The organism is Kitasatospora sp. NPDC096147 (assembly GCF_044763225.1).
Taxonomy (GTDB): domain Bacteria; phylum Actinomycetota; class Actinomycetes; order Streptomycetales; family Streptomycetaceae; genus Kitasatospora.
This window is the reverse complement of sequence record NZ_JBIWFX010000019.1, coordinates 112,863-133,157: the sequence shown is the minus strand read 5'-3', so window position 1 is coordinate 133,157 and position 20,295 is coordinate 112,863. Positions and strand designations below refer to the sequence as shown.

The 20,295-nt window shown below is 72.9% G+C and carries 12 protein-coding genes and 1 pseudogene; 10 read left to right on the top strand and 3 right to left on the bottom strand.

All coding sequences use genetic code 11. The features are described 5' to 3' along the window. Positions 1 to 306 (bottom strand): annotated as a pseudogene (locus ACIRBX_RS35195) (hypothetical protein); the annotation flags it as partial. On the opposite strand from ACIRBX_RS35195, the gene ACIRBX_RS35190 reads away from it, so the two are divergent. Further along, positions 287 to 8,164, top strand: a complete 7,878-nt coding sequence (locus tag ACIRBX_RS35190) for a hypothetical protein (RefSeq protein WP_402303773.1) — start codon at positions 287 to 289, stop codon at positions 8,162 to 8,164. The pseudogene ACIRBX_RS35195 and the gene ACIRBX_RS35190 overlap by 20 nt on opposite strands. Positions 8,165 to 8,281: 117 nt before the next feature. Here the strand turns inward: ACIRBX_RS35190 and ACIRBX_RS35185 are convergent, their stop codons facing one another. After that, a complete protein-coding gene (locus tag ACIRBX_RS35185) occupies positions 8,282 to 9,871 on the bottom strand; it encodes a tetratricopeptide repeat protein (RefSeq protein WP_402303771.1) in 1,590 nt (529 codons plus the stop codon). Positions 9,872 to 10,229: 358 nt separating this feature from the next. Between ACIRBX_RS35185 and ACIRBX_RS35180 the strand changes: the two genes are divergently transcribed. The 8 genes from ACIRBX_RS35180 to ACIRBX_RS35145 all read left to right on the top strand — a co-directional run bounded on the left by ACIRBX_RS35180 (position 10,230) and on the right by ACIRBX_RS35145 (position 19,155). Further along, complete coding sequence (locus ACIRBX_RS35180; protein WP_402303769.1) at positions 10,230 to 11,591, top strand: acyl transferase; 1,362 nt, start codon at positions 10,230 to 10,232, stop codon at positions 11,589 to 11,591. After that, positions 11,588 to 13,621: a hypothetical protein gene (locus tag ACIRBX_RS35175; protein WP_402303766.1), complete on the top strand. Its 2,034-nt coding sequence runs from the start codon at positions 11,588 to 11,590 to the stop codon at positions 13,619 to 13,621. The genes ACIRBX_RS35180 and ACIRBX_RS35175 overlap by 4 nt, the downstream gene beginning before the upstream one ends. A 244-nt stretch (positions 13,622 to 13,865) precedes the next feature. After that, positions 13,866 to 14,933, top strand: coding sequence for a 3-oxoacyl-ACP synthase III family protein (locus ACIRBX_RS35170; protein WP_402303764.1), 1,068 nt, complete (start codon positions 13,866 to 13,868; stop codon positions 14,931 to 14,933). 89 nt (positions 14,934 to 15,022) lie between these two features. Beyond that, positions 15,023 to 15,970, top strand: coding sequence for an SDR family NAD(P)-dependent oxidoreductase (locus ACIRBX_RS35165; RefSeq protein WP_402303763.1), 948 nt, complete (start codon positions 15,023 to 15,025; stop codon positions 15,968 to 15,970). Positions 15,971 to 16,083: 113 nt separating this feature from the next. Further along, entirely contained in the window at positions 16,084 to 17,121 is a 1,038-nt protein-coding gene (locus ACIRBX_RS35160; protein ID WP_402303762.1) for a beta-ketoacyl-ACP synthase 3, read from the top strand. Beyond that, the gene (locus ACIRBX_RS35155) at positions 17,118 to 17,399 is read left to right on the top strand and encodes an acyl carrier protein (protein WP_402303760.1); all 282 of its coding nucleotides are present in this window, start codon (positions 17,118 to 17,120) and stop codon (positions 17,397 to 17,399) included. The genes ACIRBX_RS35160 and ACIRBX_RS35155 overlap by 4 nt, the downstream gene beginning before the upstream one ends. Positions 17,400 to 17,467: 68 nt before the next feature. Further along, on the top strand, positions 17,468 to 18,751 hold the full coding sequence (locus tag ACIRBX_RS35150) for a beta-ketoacyl-[acyl-carrier-protein] synthase family protein (protein ID WP_402303777.1): 1,284 nt from the start codon (positions 17,468 to 17,470) through the stop codon (positions 18,749 to 18,751). A 110-nt stretch (positions 18,752 to 18,861) separates the two neighbouring features. Next, a complete protein-coding gene (locus ACIRBX_RS35145; protein WP_402303758.1) occupies positions 18,862 to 19,155 on the top strand; it encodes a DUF3040 domain-containing protein in 294 nt (97 codons plus the stop codon). A 75-nt stretch (positions 19,156 to 19,230) separates the two neighbouring features. On the opposite strand, the gene ACIRBX_RS35140 is transcribed toward ACIRBX_RS35145, so the two are convergent. Further along, positions 19,231 to 19,713, bottom strand: a complete 483-nt coding sequence (locus tag ACIRBX_RS35140) for a DUF4383 domain-containing protein (RefSeq protein WP_402303757.1) — start codon at positions 19,711 to 19,713, stop codon at positions 19,231 to 19,233. Positions 19,714 to 19,911: 198 nt separating this feature from the next. Here ACIRBX_RS35140 and ACIRBX_RS35135 point away from each other — a divergent pair, with 198 nt between their 5' ends. Then, positions 19,912 to 20,280: a hypothetical protein gene (locus ACIRBX_RS35135; RefSeq protein ID WP_402303755.1), complete on the top strand. Its 369-nt coding sequence runs from the start codon at positions 19,912 to 19,914 to the stop codon at positions 20,278 to 20,280. Positions 20,281 to 20,295 lie beyond the last annotated feature (15 nt).

Sequence of the window (20,295 nt, the reverse complement as noted above, 5' to 3'; positions counted from 1 at the left end):
TGTGGTGGTTCGGGACACCGTGCCGACTGGCGTATCCGGTGCTTCGATGCGGGCCGATGGTGGTGGTGCGGACTGTCCGATCGCTGGTGGTGTGGCGGTCTGTCCGGCGGTGGAGTTGGCGGTGGGAGGGTCGGCGTCGTGGACGTTGAGTGGCACGCTTAGCCCTGATGCGACGGTGACGCCGACGAACGTGGTGACGGTGACGGGTGGTCCGGATCCGGCGTCCCCGACGCGTACGGCGGTGGGGTCGCCTTCCAACTCGCCCTCGCTGTTGGCGCGTCTGTCGGTGTCGAAGGTGCTGCTCACTGATCCGGTGGTGCCGGGGCAGGAGATTCGGTGGCGGGTGACGGTGACGAACAACGGGCCGTCGGTAGCCCGTGGTGTGGTGGTGCGGGATCAGGTGCCGGCTGGGGTGTCGAACCCGTCCATGTCAGCTGACGCTGCTGGTGGTGCGGACTGTCCGATCGCTGGTGGTGTGGCGGTCTGTCCGGCGGTGGAGTTGGCGGTGGGAGGGTCGGCGTCGTGGACGTTGAGCGGCACGCTCAGTCCTGATGCGACGGTGACGCCGACGAATGTGGTGACGGTGATGGGTGGGCCGGATCCGGTGTCCCCGACGCGTACGGCGGTGGCGTCGCCTTCCAACTCGCCTTCGCCGTTGGCGCGTCTGTCGGTGTCGAAGGTGCTGCTCACTGATCCGGTGGTGCCGGGGCAGGAGATTCGGTGGCGGGTGACGGTGACGAACAACGGGCCGTCGGTAGCCCGTGGTGTGGTGGTGCGCGATCAGGTGCCGGCCGGGGTGAGCGGTGCGTCGATGTCGGCTGATGCGGGCGGGGCGTCCTGTGCGATCAGCAATGGGACAGCGACGTGCCCTGCGGTGGAGCTGGCTGTGGGAGCGTCGGTGTCGTGGACGTTGAGCGGCACGCTTAGCCCTGATGCGACGGTGACGCCGACGAATGTGGTGACGGTGATGGGTGGGCCGGATCCGGCGTCCCCGACGCGTACGGCGGTGGCCTCGCCGAGTAGCTCGCCTTCTGCGGTAGCACGCTTGTCGGTGTCGAAGGTGCTGCTTACTGATCCGGTGGTGCCTGGTGAGCAGGTGCAGTGGCGGGTGACGGTGACCAACAATGGGCCGTCGCGGGCTCGTGATGTGGTGGTTCGGGACACTGTGCCGACTGGCGTGTCCGGTGCCTCGATGCGTGCTGACGGTGGTGGTGCGGACTGTCCGATCGCTGATGGTGTGGCGACCTGCCCGGCGGTGGAGTTGGCAGTGGGGGCATCGTCCTCCTGGACCCTCACGGGCGTGCTGGACTCGGACGCGACTTCGACGCCGGCTAACTCGGTGGTGGTGACGGGGGGTCCGGATCCGGTGTCGCCGACGCGTACGGCGGTGGCTTCGCCGAGTAGTTCGCCTTCTGCGGTGGCGCGTCTGTCGGTGGCGAAGGTGTTGTTGACGGATCCGGTGGTGCCGGGTCAGCAGGTGCAGTGGCGCGTCACAGTGACCAACGACGGTCCGTCGCGAGCCCGCAACGTGGTGGTGAGTGACCAGGTGCCGGCTGGAGTGAGTAGTGCGTCCATGTCGGCTGATGCGGGCGGGGCGTCCTGTCCGATCAGCAATGGGACGGCGACGTGCCCTGCGGTGGAGCTGGCTGTCGGTGCTTCGGCGTCGTGGACTCTGAGCGGCACGCTTAGCCCGGATGCGACGGTGACGCCGGTGAATGCGGTGGTGGTGACGGGTGGTCCGGATCCGGTGTCCCCGACGCGTACGGCGGTGGCGTCGCCTTCCAACTCGCCTTCGCCGTTGGCGCGTCTGTCGGTGTCGAAGGTGCTGCTCACCGATCCCGTGGTGCCGGGGCAGGAGATTCGGTGGCGGGTGACGGTGACCAACAACGGGCCGTCCCGAGCGCGGGATGTGGTGGTGAAGGACCAGGTCCCAGGCGGTGTCGAGGCTGCCTCGATGAAGAGGGATGTTGATGGGGCGCCCTGCCCGATCAGTGGTGGGGTCGCGACGTGCCCGGCGATCGAGATGGCCGTCGGAAGCACGGTGACCTACACCTTGGCCGGTGTCCTCGACTCGAACGCGACCTCGACGCCGGTCAACTCGGTGGTGGTGACGGGTGGGCCGGATCCGGTGTCCCCGACGCGAACGGCGGTGGCGTCGCCGACCAACTCGTTTTCACCACAAGCTCGTTTGACGGTGTCGAAGGTGCTGCTCACTGATCCCGTGGTGCCGGGGCAGGACATTCGGTGGCGGGTGACGGTGACGAACAACGGGCCGTCGGTAGCCCGTAGTGTGGTCGTGACTGACCAGGTGCCGGTTGGGGTGTCGAACCCGTCCATGTCAGCTGACGCTGAAGGGACTTCCTGTTCGATCGCTGATGATGTGGTGACATGTCCGGCGGTGGAGTTGGCGGTGGGCTCGTCGGACTCGTGGACGTTGAGTGGCACGCTCAGTCCTGATGCGACGGTGACGCCGACGAATGTGGTGACGGTGACGGGTGGTCCGGATCCGGCGTCGCCGACCCGTACTGCGGTGGCTTCGCCGACCAACTCGCCTTCGCCACAAGCTCGTTTGACGGTGTCGAAGGTGCTGCTCACTGATCCGGTGGTGCCGGGACAGCCGGTGCGATGGCGCGTCACGGTCACCAACGAGGGGCCCTCCCGGGCCCGTGATGTGGTGGTGAGCGACCAGGTGCCGGTTGGGGTGTCCAACCCTTCGATGAGCGCGGACGCCGATGGCGCGGGCTGTCCGGTGGTCGGCGGTGTGGCAACGTGTCCGGCGGTCGAGATTGCGGCCGGGGCGACACTGTCCTGGACCCTTACTGGCGTACTGGACGCTGATGCGACTTCGACACCGGTGAATGTGGTGGTGGTGACGGGTGGTCCGGATCCGGTCACCCCGACGCGTACGGCGGTGGCGTCGCCGACCAGCTCGCCTTCGCCGTTGGCGCGTCTGTCGGTGTCGAAGGTGTTGTTGACGGATCCGGTGGTGCCTGGGCAGGACATTCGGTGGCGGGTGACGGTGACCAATGGTGGGCCGTCGGTGGCTCGCGATGTGGTGGTGCGGGATCAGGTGCCGGCCGGGGTGGCGGGTGCGGTGATGAGTCCCGATGTGGGTGGCGGTGCATGTCCGATCGTTGATGGTGTGGCGACGTGTCCGGCGGTGGAGTTGGCGGTGGGGGCGTCGCGATCATGGACGTTGAGCGGGACGCTTAGCCCGGATGCGACGGTGACGCCGACGAACACGGTGGTGGTGACGGGTGGCCCGGATCCGGCGGAACCGACGCACACGGCGGTGGCTTCACCGACCAACTCGCCTTCGCCGCAGGCTCGTTTGACGGTATCGAAGGTGCTGCTCACCGATCCCGTGGTGCCGGGTCAGCAGGTGCAGTGGCGCGTCGCAGTGACCAACAATGGGCCGTCGCGGGCTCGTGATGTGGTGGTTCGGGACACCGTGCCGACTGGTGTGTCCGGTGCTTCGATGCGTGCCGATGGTGGTGGGGACTGTCCGATCGATGGTGGCGTGGCGACGTGCCCGGCGATCGAGTTGGCTGCCGGCGGTACGGTGACCTACACCCTGAGTGGTGTCCTGGATGCTGATGCGACGGTGACGCCGGTGAATGTGGTGGTAGTGACGGGTGGTCCGGATCCGGTGTCGCCGACGCGTACGGCGGTGGCGTCGCCGAGTAGTTCGCCTTCGCCGTTGGCGCGTCTGTCGGTGTCGAAGGTGTTGTTGACGGATCCGGTGGTGCCGGGTCAGCAGGTGCAGTGGCGCGTCGCAGTGACCAACAATGGGCCGTCGCGGGCTCGTGATGTGGTGGTTCGGGACACCGTGCCGACTGGTGTGTCCGGTGCTTCCATGCGGGCTGATGATGGTGGTGGGGACTGTCCGATCGCTGAGGGAGTGGCGACGTGTCCGGCGGTAGAGATCGCGGCGGGGGCGTCGTCTTTCTGGACGTTGACGGGGACGCTGAGCCCGGATGCGATGGTGACGCCGACGAACACGGTGGTGGTGACGGGTGGCCCGGATCCAGCGGAACCGACGCACACGGCGGTGGCGTCACCGACCAACTCGCCTTCATCGCAAGCTCGTTTGACGGTGTCGAAGGTGCTGCTCACTGATCCCGTGGTGCCGGGGCAAGAGATCCGGTGGCGGGTGACGGTGACGAACAGCGGGCCGTCCGTAGCCCGCGATGTGGTGGTGAGTGACCAGGTGCCGGCCGAGGTGACTGGTGCGTCGATGTCGGCCGATGCGGGCGCGGCGTCTTGTCCGATCATTAGTGGTGTGGCGATGTGTCCGGCGGTGGAGATCGGGGTCGGACAGTCGCTGTCGTGGACGTTGACGGGGATGCTTAGCCCGGATGCGATGGTGACGCCGGTGAATGCGGTGGTAGTGACGGGTGGTCCGGATCCGGCGTCCCCGACGCGTACGGCGGTGGCGTCGCCTTCCAACTCGCCTTCGCCGCAGGCTCGTTTGACGGTGTCGAAGGTGCTGCTCACCGATCCGGTGGTGCCGGGCCAGGAGGTGCAGTGGCGGGTGACGGTGACCAATGACGGTCCGTCTCGGGCGCGGCAGGTCGTGGTGAGGGACACCGTGCCGACCGGGATCACGAACGCTGTGATGCGTGCTGATGACGTTGGTGCGGACTGCCCGATCGCTGATGGTGTGGCGACGTGTCCGGCGGTGGAGTTGGCGGTGGGGGCGCCGCGGTCGTGGACTCTGAGTGGCACACTCAACCCCGATGCGACGGCGACGCCGACGAACATGGTGGTGGTGACGGGTGGCCCTGACCCGGTCACCCCGACGCACACGGCGGTGGCTTCGCCGAGTGACTCGCCTTCTGCGGTGGCGCGTTTGTCGGTGTCGAAGGTGCTGCTCACTGATCCGGTGGTGCCGGGTGAGCAGGTGCAGTGGCGCGTCACGGTCACCAACGACGGCCCGTCGCGGGCTCGCGATGTGGTGGTCGCGGACCGGATCCCGGCCGGCGTGAGGGATGCTTCGATGCGTGTGGATGCAGATCGCACACTGTGCCTGATCGATGCTGGGGTGGCGATGTGCCCGGCGGTGGAGATCGGGGTTGGACAGTCGTTGTCGTGGACGTTGACGGGGATGCTTAGCCCGGACGCGACGGTGACGCCGACGAACACGGTGACAGTGACGGGTGGCCCGGATCCAGCGGAACCGACGCACACGGCCGTGGCCTCGCCGAGTAACTCGCTTTCACCACAAGCACGTTTGACGGTTTCCAAGGTTCTGCTGACCAGCCCGGTGATTCCGGGGCAGCGGATTCAGTGGCGAGTGACCGTGACCAATGACGGCCCGTCGCGGGCGCGTGAGGTCGTGGTGAGGGACACCGTGCCGACTGGTGTGGCTGACCCCGTGATGGCAGCCGACGGAGATGGAGGGAACTGCGCGATCCTGGGCGGCGTGGCGACGTGTCCGGCGGTGGAGATCGGAGTCGGCGAGTCGTTGTCCTGGACCCTCAGCGGAGTCCTCGGCCCGAACGTGACCGCCACGCCGGTCAACACGGTGACGGTGACGGGTGGGCCGGATCCGGTGTCGCCGACGCGTACGGCGGTGGCTTCGCCGAGTGACTTGCCCTCGCCGGTGGCGCGTTTGTCGGTGTCGAAGGTGTTGTTGACGGATCCGGTGGTGCCGGGTGAGCAGGTGCAGTGGCGCGTCACGGTTACCAACGACGGCCCGTCGCGGGCCCGCGATGTGGTGGTCGCGGACCGGATCCCGGCCGGCGTGAGGGATGCTTCGATGCGCGCGGATGCAGATGGCACACCGTGCCCGATCGATGCTGGGGTGGCGATGTGCCCGGCGGTGGAGATCGCGGTGGGGGAGTCGTTGTCGTGGACGTTGAGCGGCATGCTCAGCCCGGATGCGACGGTGACGCCGGTCAACTCGGTGGTGGTGACGGGTGGTCCGGATCCGGTGTCGCCGACGCGTACGGCGGTGGCTTCACCGACCAACTCGCCTTCTCCGATGGCGCGTTTGTCGGTGTCGAAGGTGTTGTTGACGGACCCGGTGGTGCCGGGTCAGCAGGTCCGGTGGCGGGTGACGGTGACCAATGACGGGCCGTCGCGGGCGCGGGGTGTTGTGGTGACGGACACCGTGCCGGTCGGGATCACGGACGTTGTGATGCGTGCGGACTCCGATGGTGCGGAGTGTCCGATCGCGGGCGGTGTGGCGACGTGTCCGGCAGTGGAGATCGCGGTGGGCGAGTCGTCGTCGTGGACGTTGACGGGGACGCTGGATTCGGATGCGACGGTGACGCCGACGAACACGGTGGTGGTGACGGGCGGACCTGACCCGATCACGCCGACTCACACTGCCGTTGCCTCGCCGAGTAGCTCGCCCGGCGCGGCGGCGCGTTTGTCGGTGTCCAAGGTGCTGCTGACGAATCCGGTGGTGCCGGGTGAGCAGGTGCAGTGGCGGGTTGCGGTGACCAACAACGGTCCCTCGGTGGCGCGGGGAGTGGTGGTCACCGACCGGGTGCCCGCAGCTCTGTCGGGGGCCGTGATGCGTGCGGACTCCGACGGTGCCGAGTGTCCGATTGCGGGCGGTGTGGCGATGTGTCCGGCGGTGGAGATCGCAGTGGGCGAGTCGTTGTCGTGGACGTTGAGCGGCATGCTCAGCCCGGATGCGACGGTGACGCCGGTCAACTCGGTGGTGGTGACGGGTGGTCCGGATCCGGTGTCGCCGACGCGTACGGCGGTGGCTTCACCGACCAACTCGCCTTCTCCGATGGCGCGTTTGTCGGTGTCGAAGGTGCTGCTCACTGATCCGGTGGTGCCGGGTCAGCAGGTCCGGTGGCGGGTGACGGTGACCAATGACGGGCCGTCGCGGGCGCGGGGTGTTGTGGTGAGGGACACCGTGCCGGTTGGGATCACGGACGTTGTGATGCGGGCGGACTCCAACGGTGCCGACTGTCCGATCAGTAGTGGGATGGCGATGTGTCCGGCGGTGGAGATCGCGGTGGGGGAGTCGTTGTCGTGGACGTTGAGCGGCATGCTCAGCCCGGATGCGACGGTGACGCCGGTCAACTCGGTGGTGGTGACGGGTGGCCCGGATCCGGTGTCGCCGACGCGTACGGCGGTGGCCTCGCCGAGCGCCTCGCCTTCTGCGGTGGCTCGTTTGACGGTGGCGAAGGTGCTGCTCACCAGTCCAGTGGTCGCCGGCCGGCCGGTTGCCTGGCGGGTGACGGTGACCAATGAGGGGCCGTCGCTCGCCCGCGAGGTGGTCGTCGCCGACCGGGTCCCGGACGGAGTCACCGGGGCCGTGATGCGTGCCGACTCCGACGGGGCGGACTGCCCGGTGGTGGGCGGTACGGCCACCTGCCCGGCGGTCTCGATCCCGGTGGGGACGACGCTCGGGTGGACGCTCACCGGCACCCTCTCGCCCGACGCGACCGAGACGCCGCTCAACTCGGTTGTGGTCACGGGTGGGCCGGATCCGGCGACGCCCACCCGGACAGCTGTCGCCAGTCCGAGTGAGCCGATCTCCGTTCGGCACGCCCTGCGGTTGGACAAGAAGGTGAGCCCGGCCGCACCGTCGCCCGGTGACAGGGTGGTCTACACCGTGACCGCGCGGAACGAGGAGACCGGCACCTACCGGGGTGCGGTCGTCGTGGACGACTTCGGCGGGGTGCTGGGGGCGGCCGAGTACGACGGCGACGCGCGGGCGACCGCCGGGCGGGTGGACTACGCGGAGCCTCGGCTGACCTGGACGCTCGACCTTCGGCCCGGTGCGGTGGAGACACTGGTGTACGGCTTCACGGTCCGTCCCGACGCGGGTGGCCGGCGCATGGAGAACACCGTCGGTGCTCGCGGGGACGGTACCAACTGCCCCGTACCGATGCCCCGTTCGCGCCGGGCGGCTCCGGCGGCAGCCGGTCGTGTGGACGCGGGTTGTGCCACCGATATCACCGTGAACCCGCCCTCGCCGAGCCCGACCCCGACCCCGAGCCCGAGTCAGAGCCCGTCGCCCTCGCCGAGTCCGTCGGTCAGCGCTTCGCCGAAGCCGTCGCCGACCCGGACGGGGCCGCCGCTGCCGGAGACCGGCGGCAACGGTGGCCTGCCGGCCGGGCTGGCCGCTCTGGTGGCGGTGGCGCTGCTCTGTTCGGGAGGGGCTCTGCTGGCGCTCCGCCGGGGCCGCCGTTGACGCGGCGTCAGAGCACCTGAGGGGAGAAGACGGGCCGTGAGGGTCCGGTGTGGTGCGGTGCGGACGAGGGACGGGGGAGTCCGCACCGCAGCCGACCCTCGTGCCCCGTCCGGTCTGTCAGGGCAGGCGGAGCGAGGCGACCCGCTGGAGCAGGTGGTCGGCGCTGTGGCGCCGGCGGTGGGGGAGGAGCCGGCGGTGCAGGCGGGCGGCGGCTGAGTGGGCGCGGCGGGAGGTGAGGAGGGGGTAGACGTCGAGGAACTGGTGCCAGGTGGAGCAGGCAGCGTCGAGACGGCCGGCCGCGAGCTGGCGCTCGGCGAGCTTGCCGAGGACCAGGGCGTGTGAGCGGGTCTCGGTGCGGGGGCGCCGGGCAGCGGAGGTCTCCAGGGACTTGATGGCGCCCGTGAGATCACCCAGTTCGGCCTGCACCAGGGCGTGATGGTGGTCCCAGGCGGCGCGGTGGTAGTCGCCGACCGGCGGGGGCGGACCCTCGATGCGGGGGAGTAGGTCGAAGGCCTCGTGCACGTGCCGGACCGCTGCCACCTGGTCACCGGTGGCGGCCTCGGCCAGGGCGAGCTGACCGAGCACGGAGGCCCGCAGCCGGGTGGCGGTGGTGCTGAGACGCAGCTCGGCGGCGGCCCGGGCCAGCCGCAGGCTCTCCTGCGGGTGGCCCAGTTCGTAGGCCTGCGCCGCCATCGCCCGCAGGGTCATGGCCTGGGCGGCCGGATCGCCGGACTGCCGGGCCAGCTCCAGGCCGAAGCGGTAGAAGTGCAGTGCCAGGCCGTTGAGTTCGTCGTCGAAGTGCATGTAGGCGCACAGGTAGCTGAGCCGGGAGGCGGCGGCCAGGGCTTCGCTGTGCCGCACCGGTGAGGTGGCGGCGCCCAGGATGTCGGGGACGCTGGTGGAGAGGAAGGCGGCGAGTGCGGTGCGGGCATGGCCACCGCCCCGCAGGTGGTCGACGGAGGAGAAGACCGGGAGGAGCAGGGCCAGGACGTGGAGGTCGTCCGGTGCGCGGTGGGCACTGGAACCGGTGTCCTGACGGATGTCGATGGTCGCGCTGGTCGTCGGGGGGACGGCAGGGCCGGTGGCACCGCCCGGGTCGGCAGGCCTGTCGAAGTCGGTGAGGCCGCCGCGGCTGCTGAGGGCGGCGAGATGGTCGAGGCCGCCGAGATTGCCAAGACCGGTCAGGCCGCCGACGCCGCCAACACCGTCGGCACCATCGACACAACCGAGGGTGGTGAGCGTGCCGAGGGCGTCAGGACTGGCGAAGCCACGGAGGCCGGCCTGCGCGGACGGCCGGGCGCCGTCGTCGGCGCGGCCGGTGGAGTGCGGGCCGGCGCAGTCCGGAGCGTGCGGTGGCCGTGGCGGTGGCGGCGCGTGCAGCGGGGCACCGGCCGAGGGCTGGTAGGCCAGCACGCTGCCGCCCCGGTCGGGGCTGAGGGCCGCTGCGGCCAAGTGGGTCAGGAGGGAGCGGGGGCTGGCGGGTGGCGGGCTGTCCGGGCCGGGGCCGCCGGAGGGGCGGCCGGGTTCGAAGCCCGCCTCGGCCAGGTCGACCGCGCGGCCGAGGCGCTCGGTGAGAGCGGCGCAGACCAGGTGGGCGACCGGTCCCCGGGGCTGGGTGCCGGTCAGCCACTGGTGGACCGAGGCGCGCTGGTAGGCGACGCCCCGGAGCCCGGATTCGGCGCCGATCCGGTTCACCGCACGGGCCAACTGGGCTCCGGTCCACCGGGCTTCGCGTAGGAGTTCTCTGAGACGGACGTTCGGAACGCGGTGGACTGCCACCCGCCTGCACCTCCTGGACGGGCCGTCGGTGCGGTTGCGCCCTGCGTGAGCGGGCGCATCGCAGTGCTGACGGGGGCACCGGGACCCGTGTGCCGTACAACTCGGGATGTCTACGAAGAGGTTAGAGCATCTCCGTTTCAAGGAGGGCAAAGCGGGCGCGAATTGACGGGGCGGAACTCTTGACACGTCAGGTGCCGGTGAAGACGCACGGGGCGCCCGGTAGGTCCCACCATCGAAATGACCGGGTGCGCCGAGGGGCGCGCCCTCGAAGGGAGGGCACTCCGCCATGACCAGCGCACCACGGCTCCGTGCCGACCGTGCGGGCACCGTCCATCTGTTCCCCGGCCAGGGGGACTTCGGTCTCGGGCCGCTGCTGCGGGCCCTGTCCACCACCCCCTCGCTGCGGCGCGCCCTGGGGGAGGTGTTCGAGGAGGTGGACCAGGTCGCCCCCGAGCTCGGCGTGCTCCCGATCGGCCCCAGGCTGACGGCCGCCACCGCGCCGAGTGCCCGGGACCTGGCCGCCGAGATGCCGGGCACGCTCCAACTCGCCCAGTTCGGTGTCTCGCTGGCGGTGCACCGCGCACTGGAGGAGGACGGCCTGGTGGCCGGCCGGTTCGTCGCGGTGAGCTTCGGTGAGATCCCCGCGCTCACCGCCGCCGACTCCTGCTCGATCGGCGACGGCGCCCGACTCGCCGGTCGGCTCGGACAGTTGTTGACTTCGCACGGCGGCGGTATGACCCTGCTCGGGGCGGGTCCGTTCGAGGCCAGGCGTCTGCTCGCCCAAGCAGGGCCCGAGGCGGTGCGGACCGTGCTGGCCTGCGTCAACCACGCGGGGGAGACGGTGATCTCCGGCCCGCTGCCCGACCTGGAGGCGGCCGAACGGTGCGCCGGAGCGCGCGGGGTGGCCGCGCAGCGGCTGCGGCTGCCGTTCATGAGCCACCACCCCGGCCTGGCCGAGGAGGCCGCGGCGTTCGAACAGTACGCGCGGCTGCTCCGCCTGGAGCCGCCCCGCCGTCCGGTCTTCTCGGCGGTGGCCGGGCGGTTGCACGGAGCGGGCACCGACCTGCCGAAGGCGCTCGGCTCCTGCCTGGTGAAGGCGTTCTCACTGCCCACCGTGCTGCCCTCCGGACTGGGGGGCGCGGCCTTGGCGGTGGAGATGGGCACCGGGAGCGCACTGGCCGGCGCGGTCCGGGCGGTCGCGCCCGGCGTGCGGGCGCTCGCGCCCCTCGCGGAGGGGCCCTGGCCCGCCCCCGCTGCGACCTGGCTGCCCGCGCGCGTGCCGGCGCAGCAGGCGGCGCGCTCTTCCGGCGGCCGCCCCGGGACCGTAGCCGGCCGCCCCGGGACCGCTGACGCCCGCTCGGTCGGCGGTGAGCAGCCGGTCGCCTCCGCCGGGACTCCGGCCGGGGGCTCCACGGCGGTCCCCGCCGGAGCCTCCGCCGCGATGCCGGTCGGTGGACGGGCCTGCGCTCCGGCGGACGCGTCGGTCGCGGCGCGGGCCGGTCTGCCTGTCGAGGCCGCGGCCCGGGCCGTCCGACCGGCCCGCGCCGCGACCGCCGGGGGTCGGGTCTCGGAGGCACCCCGGATGCCCGACCCCCGCACCACGCGCTCCCACCGCCCGCCCTCCACCTCCACCGGGAGGACCTCATGACCACCACCATGCCGCCGACCGGTGTGACCCACGACCGGCTCGCTGCGCTCCTCCCACCGGAGCAGGCCGAGCGGGTGGCCCGCCTACTGGAGGGCGACCTGCTGCGCCGCCCGTCCGCCGCCGTCACCGACACCGGCGCGCACCGCCGGCTGGCCCGGCTGGCGGCCCACCTGCCGCCCGCTGCCGAACTGGTGGCCGATCCGGAACTGCTGGCCACCGTGAGTGAGTTGACGGCCCTGGCGGACCCGGCGCTCTACCAGACCTTCCTCTCCCACTACATCCTCTGCGTCGGCTCGCTCACCCTGCTGGGCGGCGCCGAGGCGGACCTCCACGGCGAGCTGGCCCACGCCCGCACCAAGGGCTCGTTCATGGTCACCGAGATCGGCGAGGCGTCCAGCCACCTGCGGATCCGGACCGAAGCCCGCTACGACGCCCGTCGCCGGGTCTTCACCCTGCACACCCCGGACGACGCGGCGGCGAAGTTCTCCTCCGTCGCCGCGACCGGGCTGCCGCAGCAGGCGGTGGTCTGCGCACGCCTGCTGATCGAGGGTCCGGCCGGTGCCGGTGCCGGTGCCGGTGCCGACGGGGGTGCCGTGGACGGTGGTGTGTTCTCGTTCCTGGCGGACATCACGGGGGCCGACGGGCGGCCGGCTCCGGGCGTGGCCGTCTCCGGTGCGGTCTCGGTGGACGCGGTGCCGCTGCCGTACGGGTTCGTCCGCTTCGACGGGGCCGAGATCCGGTACGACCGTTGGTTGGCCGACGGCGCGACGATCGGCCCGGACGGCGTACTGCACGACCCCACGGGCAGTCAGGACCTTCGGCTCCAGCGGACGCTGAGCTGTGGTCAGGCGCTCTGGGCCACCCTGCCCTCCGCGATGGCCGCCCTGGCGGGCCGCTCCGCCGGGACGGCCTGGCGGTTCAGCGCGGCCCGGCGCAGCCACGGGCGGCTGGCTCCGGGCAGCCCGGTGCTGGCGTACCGGACGCAGCAGCACGCGGTGCTCGGGGCGCTCGCGACCGCGCACACCCTGCGCCGCGCGGCGTGGGCGGCACTGGCCGAGTGGGAGGTGCTGCGTGCCCCGGAGCGGACCGCCGCCGCGCCCGGGGCGGGTATGACGTTCTCACCGTGGGCGGCGGTGGACCGGGCCCTGGCGCTTCGGAAGGTGTACGGCACCCGGGCCGTCGCCGAGACCGTCGGTGAGCTCCAACACCGCTGCGGCGTCTCGGGGTTCTTCGGGGAGAACCGGCTCTCCGAGTACCTCGGCCTGGCCCGGGCCTTCGAGAGCGCGGGCGGGGACAATACCCTGACCCTGTTGGACACCGGCCGTGCGCTGGCCGAGCAGTCGACGGTGCCCGGCCCGCGCTCCGAACCGTCCGGTCCGCTCACCGAACTGCCCCCGCCCACCGAGGCGGGCTGGTGGTCCGTCGTGGTCGCCACGCTCCAGGATCGGCTGGCCGCAGACCTGGCGCTGGCCCGGACGGAGCGTCAGCAGGCGGGGCACGAGGGGCTGGACCTCTGGAACCCGCTGCTGGCGGACGCCCTGTTGCTGGGCGAGGTGCACGCCTGTCGTCTCGCGGCCGATGCGGCGGTGGAGGGTGTCGTACCGACCGGTGCGGCAGCGGGCTGCGGCGTCACGGGTGATGACGTGGCGTCCGCCGACGTCGGCCCGGCGGCCGGTGGCGGCGGCACCGCCCTCGACGGGGAGCCCCCCGGGGCCGTAGTCGTCGATGCGCTCGTGCCCGGCGCCGCCGACCTCGTCGCGCTGGACGGGCTGCGCCAGGCTCGCCGCCTGGCCGGTCCGCTGCTGGCAGCCGGTGTCCTCACCCCGGCGGCCGTGCGGGCCCTCCCGGTCGCGATGGATGCCGTGTGCGACCGGCTGTTGCCGCAACTCGAAGCCGTGGTCGCGGCGTTGGACCCGGGCCTCGGCGCGCACGGCGCCCTCGGCGCGGCGCACTACGCGGCCACGGTGATCGACCGGCACGCCCCGGCTCCCCTCGACCGGCTCACCGCCCGGATCGGCCGCACCCCCTGACACGGGCCGCCGCCGTGCGCCCGAGGCTCGTTCGCCCCGGAAGCCCGTCGCCCCGGGGCGACCCGAGTTCCGCCCCTGACCCGTGCTCCCGGGCCCGTCCGGCGACCCACGCAACCTGCGGCCTGCCCAACCCCTCGACCCGGCCCCTTCCCGGCCCCGACCTGGCCCTGATCCGAACGGGACCGGACCGGTGCCCCGGACAGGCCCGGTGCCCCGACCGACCCAAGCCCACCGGAAGGTCCCCGTGAACCACGCCCCGCAGATCGGCATCCTCGGCATGGGCACCCACCTGCCGTCCGCCGTCCGTACCAACCACGACGTCGCCCGCGAAGCCGGCGTCCCCGCCGACTGGATCGCCGAGCGGACCGGCGTACTGGAACGCCGCACCGCCCGGGCCGACCAGGCCGCCTCCGACCTCGCCGCCGCCGCCGTGGCAGCTGCCTGCCGGGCGGCCGGACTCGAACCGGAGCAGCTCGACCTGTTGGTGCTGGCCACCTCCACCCCGGACGAGCTCGGGCCGGCCACCGCCTGCCGGGTCCAGGCCCTGACCGGCGCGGTCAACGCGGTGGCGCTGGACGTCAGTGCGGCCTGCTCCGGCTGGCTGTTCGCCGCGAAGGTCGCACACGGGTGGCTCGCCACCACCCCGACGGCCCGGTACGCGGCGGTGGTCGGAGTGGAGGCGTACTCGAAGTTCGTGGACCCGGCCCACCGGGGCACCGCGGTGCTGTTCGCCGACGGTGCCGCCGCCGGGATCCTCGGGCCGGTGGAGCGCGGTGGCTTCCAGGGCTTCCTGCTGGGCTCGGACGGCCGGGGCGCCCACCACGTGCTGATCCCCGGTGGCGGCAGCCGGATCCCGGCCAGCCGGGAGAGCCTGGCCGAGGGGCGCCACCACATCCACATGGACGGCCGTGCGGTCGGCGGCTTCATCACCGAGATCTTCCCCCGGATCGTCGAACAGGCCCTGGCCGAACAGGACTTGGACCTCAAGGACATCGACGCGGTGATCACCCACCAGCCGAACCCGCTGCTGCTGCGCAGTGTCGCCGACCGGATCGGCATCCCGGCCGACCGCCTGCACATCACCGGCGACCTGACCGGGAACATCGGTGCCGCCTCGGCCCCCTACGCCCTCGCCGACGCCGCCGCGCTCGGCCTGTTGCGGGACGGCTCCCGGGTGCTGCTCTGCGTCTTCGGGGCCGGCCTCACCTGGGGCGCGGCCCACCTCACCTGGACCGGGGCGCCCAGCCTGCACACCCACATCCCGTCCCGAAGCACCGTTCACCGTAGTCCGGTTCAGGCCTGTAGGTCCTGAGCGTCCCGACCGGCCGGTTCCACACCTCGCCGGGGTCGGCAGGGGCCGAGCACGGTCCTGACACCACGTCACCATCGGAGGTAGCACCCATGACCATCCTCGACCGCTTCCGCCTCGACGGCCGCCGCGCCCTGGTGACCGGCGCCTCCCGGGGCATCGGCCGCGCCGTCGCCGTCGCGCTCGCCCAGGCCGGTGCGCAGCTCGCCCTCTCGGCCCGGACCGAGGCCGCCCTCAAGGAGACCGCCGAGCTGATCGCCCCCTACGGTCACACCCCGGTCCTGGTGCCGGGCGATCTGGCCGACACCGCCGAGGCCGCCCTGGTCGACCGGGCCGCCGAGGCGCTCGGCGGGCTGGACATCCTGGTCCACAACGCGGGCACCCTGCCCGTCAACCCTGACGGCAGCCCGATCCTGGCGCCGCTCCAGTACCTCCCGCAGGCGGCCTGGGACGAGGTGGTAACGGTCAACCTCAATGCCACCGCCGCGATCTGCCGCCACGCCCAGCCCCACCTGGCCCGCTCGCAGGACGCCAGCCTGGTGCTGATGTCCTCGGTGGCCGGGGTGGTCGGCACCCCGCTGATGGAGGCGTACGCGGCGACCAAGGCCGCCCAGGTCTCGCTGGCCCGCAGCCTCGCGGTCGGCTGGGCCCGCAGCGGCATCCGGGTCAACGCGCTCTGCCCCGGCTGGGTCCGTACCGACATGACCGCCGCCGTGCAGGCCGATCCCGCCCTCACCGACTGGCTGCTGGCACACGTCCCGGCCGGGCGGTGGGCCGACCCGGAGGAGGTGGCCGGGGTCGCGCTGTTCCTCGCCTCGCCCGCAGCCTCCTTCCTCAGCGGCCAGGCCGTGGTGCTCGACGGTGGCCTCTCCGTCCCGGACGGTGGCCTGGCCGGCATCCCCAAGCCGCCCTCCCCGTTCGCCGCTGCCCCTGCCCCTGCCCCCGCTGCCGGCGCCGTCCCCGCCGCTGCCGCCGCCGTCCCGGGGCCGTCCGGGTCCGCAGCCGAATCCGGGGCCGACTCGGCCGCCGCCGTGGTGTGAGGGCCACCGTGAGCTGCTCCCCCGATCCGCGTCACGGCGCCGGTCCGTTCCCCCCGGCGCCCGGCCGCACCGCCGTGGTGGCCGCCGTCGGGACGGCACTTCCGTCCCGGGTGGTGACCAACGGTCAGATCATCGCCCGGGGCCGGTTGGAGAGCACGGACGACTGGATCGTCGGCCGTACCGGCATCCACCGGCGCCGGATCGCCGATCCCGGCAGCAGCACGGGAGACCTCGCCACCGCCGCCGCCCGAGCCGCCCTCGACGCGGCGCGCGCAGCCGGGCAGACGGGTGTGGCGGGCGACGGACCTCGCCCGGACCTGCTGCTGCTCGCCACCACCACCCCCGACCGTCCCTGTCCCGCCACCGCCCCCGAGGTCGCCCACCGGCTCGGCCTCGGCCCCGTCCCCGCCTTCGACCTGGCCGCCGTCTGCTCCGGCTTCCTCTACGCCCTCAACACGGCCAACGCCCTGCTGCGCAGCGGCAGTTGCCGGGCACCCCTGGTGGTGGCGGCGGAGAAGTACTCGGCGATCATCGACCCCTTCGACCGGGACACCGCCCCGCTCTTCGGCGACGGAGCCGCCGCCGTCCTGCTGCGGGCCGGGACCACCGACGAGCCCGGCGCCGTCCTGGCGGGGGACTGGGGCAGCGACGGCGGGGGCAGCGACCTGATCACCGTGAACGCGGGCGGCACCCGGCTGCCCGCCGCCGACGGACTGCCGCGCGAGCAGCGGTACTTCCGGATGAGCGGCCGTCAGGTCTACGCCCACGCCGTCCGCCGGATGTCCGGCTCGGCCGGGGCGGCGCTGGCGGCGACCGGATGGCAGCCGTCCGAGGTGCGGGCGTTCATCGGCCACCAGGCCAACCAGCGCATCCTGGACGCCGTCGCCGACCGGGTCGGCATCGCCCCGCCGCACCGCTTCGGCAACATCGCCGAGCTCGGCAACACGGCCGGCGCCTCCATCCCGCTGGCCCTCGCCGACGCCCTCTCCCGCGGGCTCTGCGCCCCGGGCGCACCGACCCTGCTCACCGCCTTCGGCGGCGGCCTCACCTGGGCCTCCGTCACCCTGCGCTGGCCGGACGCACCGGTCCACGCCACCGTCCTGCCCGACCACGAACCGCACCGCTCTGCCCAGGAGGTCAGTACACCGTGAACGCCGTCACCAGCCCCGTCCGGGCCCACCTCGTCACCCTGCTCACCGAGAAGTTCGACGCCCCGGCCGACGCCGTGGACGACGGCGCCGCGCTCCAGGACCTCGACCTCGACTCGCTGGCCCGGGTCGAACTCGTCGTCAGCCTCCAGGAGCACTGGGGCATCGCCCTGGACGACGACGCCGACTCGGCCGCCGACGTCACGGTGGCCCACCTGATCGGCCGGGTCAGTACCTTGCTGGCCGGCTCCACCGCCCGGCCGGCCGGGCCGGCCCGGTGACCGGGGCCCGTCCCGCGCGGGGCGTCGCGGTGGACCCGGCCCGCCCGTGGCCGTCCGACGGTACCGACCTGGCCCGGCCGCCGCTGGCCGTCACCGGCATCGGGCTGGTCACCCCGGCGGGGGTCGGCACCGAGCAGACCTGGCGGGGCCTGCTCGAAGGACGCCCCACCGCCGCGCCCGACCCCGCGCTGGACGGGCTGCCGGTCGTCCTCTCCTGCCGGGTGGCCGGTGACTACCTCGCCCTGACGGGCCGTCGGCAGCCCTGGCGGCTGGACCGGGCCACCCACTTCGCCCTGGCCGCGGCCCGCCAGGCCGTCACCGACGCCGGACTCGACCCCGGGGAGTGGGACGGGGCCAGGGTGGCGATCGTGCTCGGGTCGGCGGCCGGGGGCATCGGCAGCTACGAGCAGTCCGCCGAACGCCTGCGCACCCAGGGCCCGGCGGCCGTCTCCCCGCTCACCCTGCCGGCCTTCCTGCCCAACATGGCGGCCGGTGAGCTCGCGATCGACCTCGCCGCCACCGGCCCCGTCCTGCACACCGCCACCGCCTGTGCCTCCGGAGCCACCGCCATCCAGACGGCGGCCCTGCTGCTGCGCGCCGACGCCTGCGACATCGCGCTGGCCGGCGGGGCGGATGCCATGGTCACCCCGGTCTGCGTGGCCGGCTTCGCCCGGATGCGCGCGCTCTCCCGCAATCCCGAACCCGCCTGCGCCGCCCGGCCGTTCGATGCGGCCAGGGACGGATTCGTGATCGGCGAGGGGGCCGGCTTCCTGGTGCTGGAGCGGACGGCCGACGCCGCCGCCCGGGGTGTCCGGCCGAAGGCCCTGCTGGTGGGCACCGGTACGGCGGCCGACGCCCACCACGCCACCGCCCCGCACCCCGAGGCGCGGGGCCTGACGGCGGCCGTCCGGCTGGCCCTGGCCGAGGCCGGCGCCGCCCCGGACGAGGTGGACCACGTCAATGCCCACGGCACCGGCACCCCGCTCAACGACGCCACCGAAGCCCGGATGATCGCCCGGTTGCTGGCCCGCCGGCCACCCTCGGTCACCTCGGTGAAGGGCACCATCGGCCACACCATGGGCGCCGCCGGGGCCATCGAGGCGGCCCTCACCGCGCTCACCGTGCAACGCCAACTCGTGCCTCCCACCGCCGGGTTCACCACCTCCGACGCCGACACCGCGCTGATCGACCTGGTGCACACCGCGGCCCGGCCGCAGTCCGTCGGCCTCGCCCTCTCCACCTCGGCCGGCTTCGGCGGCCACAACACGGCCCTGGCCTTCGCCCCGGTCTCCGCCCCGACACGGGCCGTCCATCCCTCCCGTCCCGCCCCTTCCGTCCCGCCCGGCGGGTGAGGCGCTGCGCGAGCGGTGCGAGTGCTCCCGGCGGGGCTTCCGCAGGACGGTGAACGGGGACACTCCCGAAGGCCGTCAGACATCCGATCCGTCCAAGGAGCCGATGGGTCATGGAAGTTCACCTCACCGCGACGGAACTCCGCCTCCTCCGCACCATCGAGGAGTCACTGCGCCGAACCGACCCCTCCCTCGACCGCCGCCTGCGCCGCCCGGCGGGCCGGCTCCGCCGCCTCGGCTTCCGTCCGGCGGCCCTGGTCGCCACCGTCCTGCTGCTCTCCCTGGTCGCCGAGGGCTGCACGGTGGTCGCCGTGTTCCACACGGCGTGGGCGGCCGTACCCGCCGTGCTCGCGGGCCTACTGGTGCTGGGTGCGTTCCGCCGGCTGGCCGGTCTGCGGCTGCGCTGACCACCGGCCGGCCCCACGGTTGATGCCCCGCCAGAGGCTCTGGCGGGGCATCAACCGTGGGCAGCAGCAGGGGAGTCAGCCGTGCCGAGGGCCGGCGGCGGCGGGGTGGCGGTGGAGCCAGTACGGATTGTCCCGGGGAAGGCCCGCGCTGACCCGGCCGTACATGCCGAAGGTCGCGATCAGCAGCCCCATGACGAAGCTGAAGAGCACGTTCGGCATCCGGAAGGCCAGGACGTTCGCGGAGCGTTCGAGCAGGATCAGATTGACGAAGCCGCTGATCACGAACAGCGTGCCGACCACGATGTTGATGGTGGAGGCGGTGTTGCCACCGATCACCGCTCCGGCGATCAGCACGGCGGCGGTGACGATCGAGATGACGCTGAGTAGCCCGTTCGACGACAGGCCCGCGACGTCCTCGCCCTCGGTGCTGAAGAACGCCAGCCCGTCCGCCAGCCCGAGGCAGCCGAACACCAGCAGCACCGCGCCGCACAGCCCGGCGCCGATCCGGTAGACCTGGTTGAGCCGGTGGTCCACCGGCAGTTCGTCCTGGAGTTTCATCGCCCGCTTCCTCCTCACGGAGACCCGGGAGGAGCCCCGGGCCGGTACCACCGACGCTCCTCCGGGCCCGGCCGCGCGGACAGCCGCAGCGCTCGCGCAGCGATTCGGCCCCGGTGCGGACGGCACCCATCCGCCGGTGTGGTCCGGACCGAAGACGGGGTACCTGTCGGTGGACCGAGGTGATGGAGGTAGCGGGAGATGGATCGTCGTCTGCTCAGGGCGGTCGGTGCCGCCACGGCGGTGTACGGGGTCGCGGTGGCCGCCCGGCCGGTGCTGCTGGCCGGCCCCTCGGGCCTGGCCCCCGGCGGCACGGTGCCCCGGGACCTCGCGACCTGCCTGAGGCCGCTGGCCCTGCGCGACGCGGCCTGCGGCCTGGCCATGGCCCTCGCCCCGGACGACCGCAGCCTGCGCACCGCCGCCGCCCTGCGGATCGCCTCAGACCTCGCCGACGCCTTCACCCTGACCACCACCCTCCCCCGGCGCCGCCACCGCGCCATGGCCCTGACGGTCTCGGTGGGCTGGGCTGCGCTCTCGGTCGTCGGCCTGGCGCGGTCGGAGCCGCACTGAACCCTGCCGACCTGC

What these genes read in the sequence shown, in the direction of transcription:
- ACIRBX_RS35180 (WP_402303769.1), top strand. Translation starts at nt 10,230, where the DNA reads ATGACCAGCGCACCACGGCTCCGTGCCGACCGTGCGGGCACCGTCCAT.
- ACIRBX_RS35175 (WP_402303766.1), top strand. Translation starts at nt 11,588, where the DNA reads ATGACCACCACCATGCCGCCGACCGGTGTGACCCACGACCGGCTCGCT.
- ACIRBX_RS35165 (WP_402303763.1), top strand. Translation starts at nt 15,023, where the DNA reads ATGACCATCCTCGACCGCTTCCGCCTCGACGGCCGCCGCGCCCTGGTG.
- ACIRBX_RS35145 (WP_402303758.1), top strand. Translation starts at nt 18,862, where the DNA reads ATGGAAGTTCACCTCACCGCGACGGAACTCCGCCTCCTCCGCACCATC.
- ACIRBX_RS35140 (WP_402303757.1), bottom strand. Translation starts at nt 19,713, where the DNA reads ATGAAACTCCAGGACGAACTGCCGGTGGACCACCGGCTCAACCAGGTC.
- ACIRBX_RS35135 (WP_402303755.1), top strand. Translation starts at nt 19,912, where the DNA reads ATGGATCGTCGTCTGCTCAGGGCGGTCGGTGCCGCCACGGCGGTGTAC.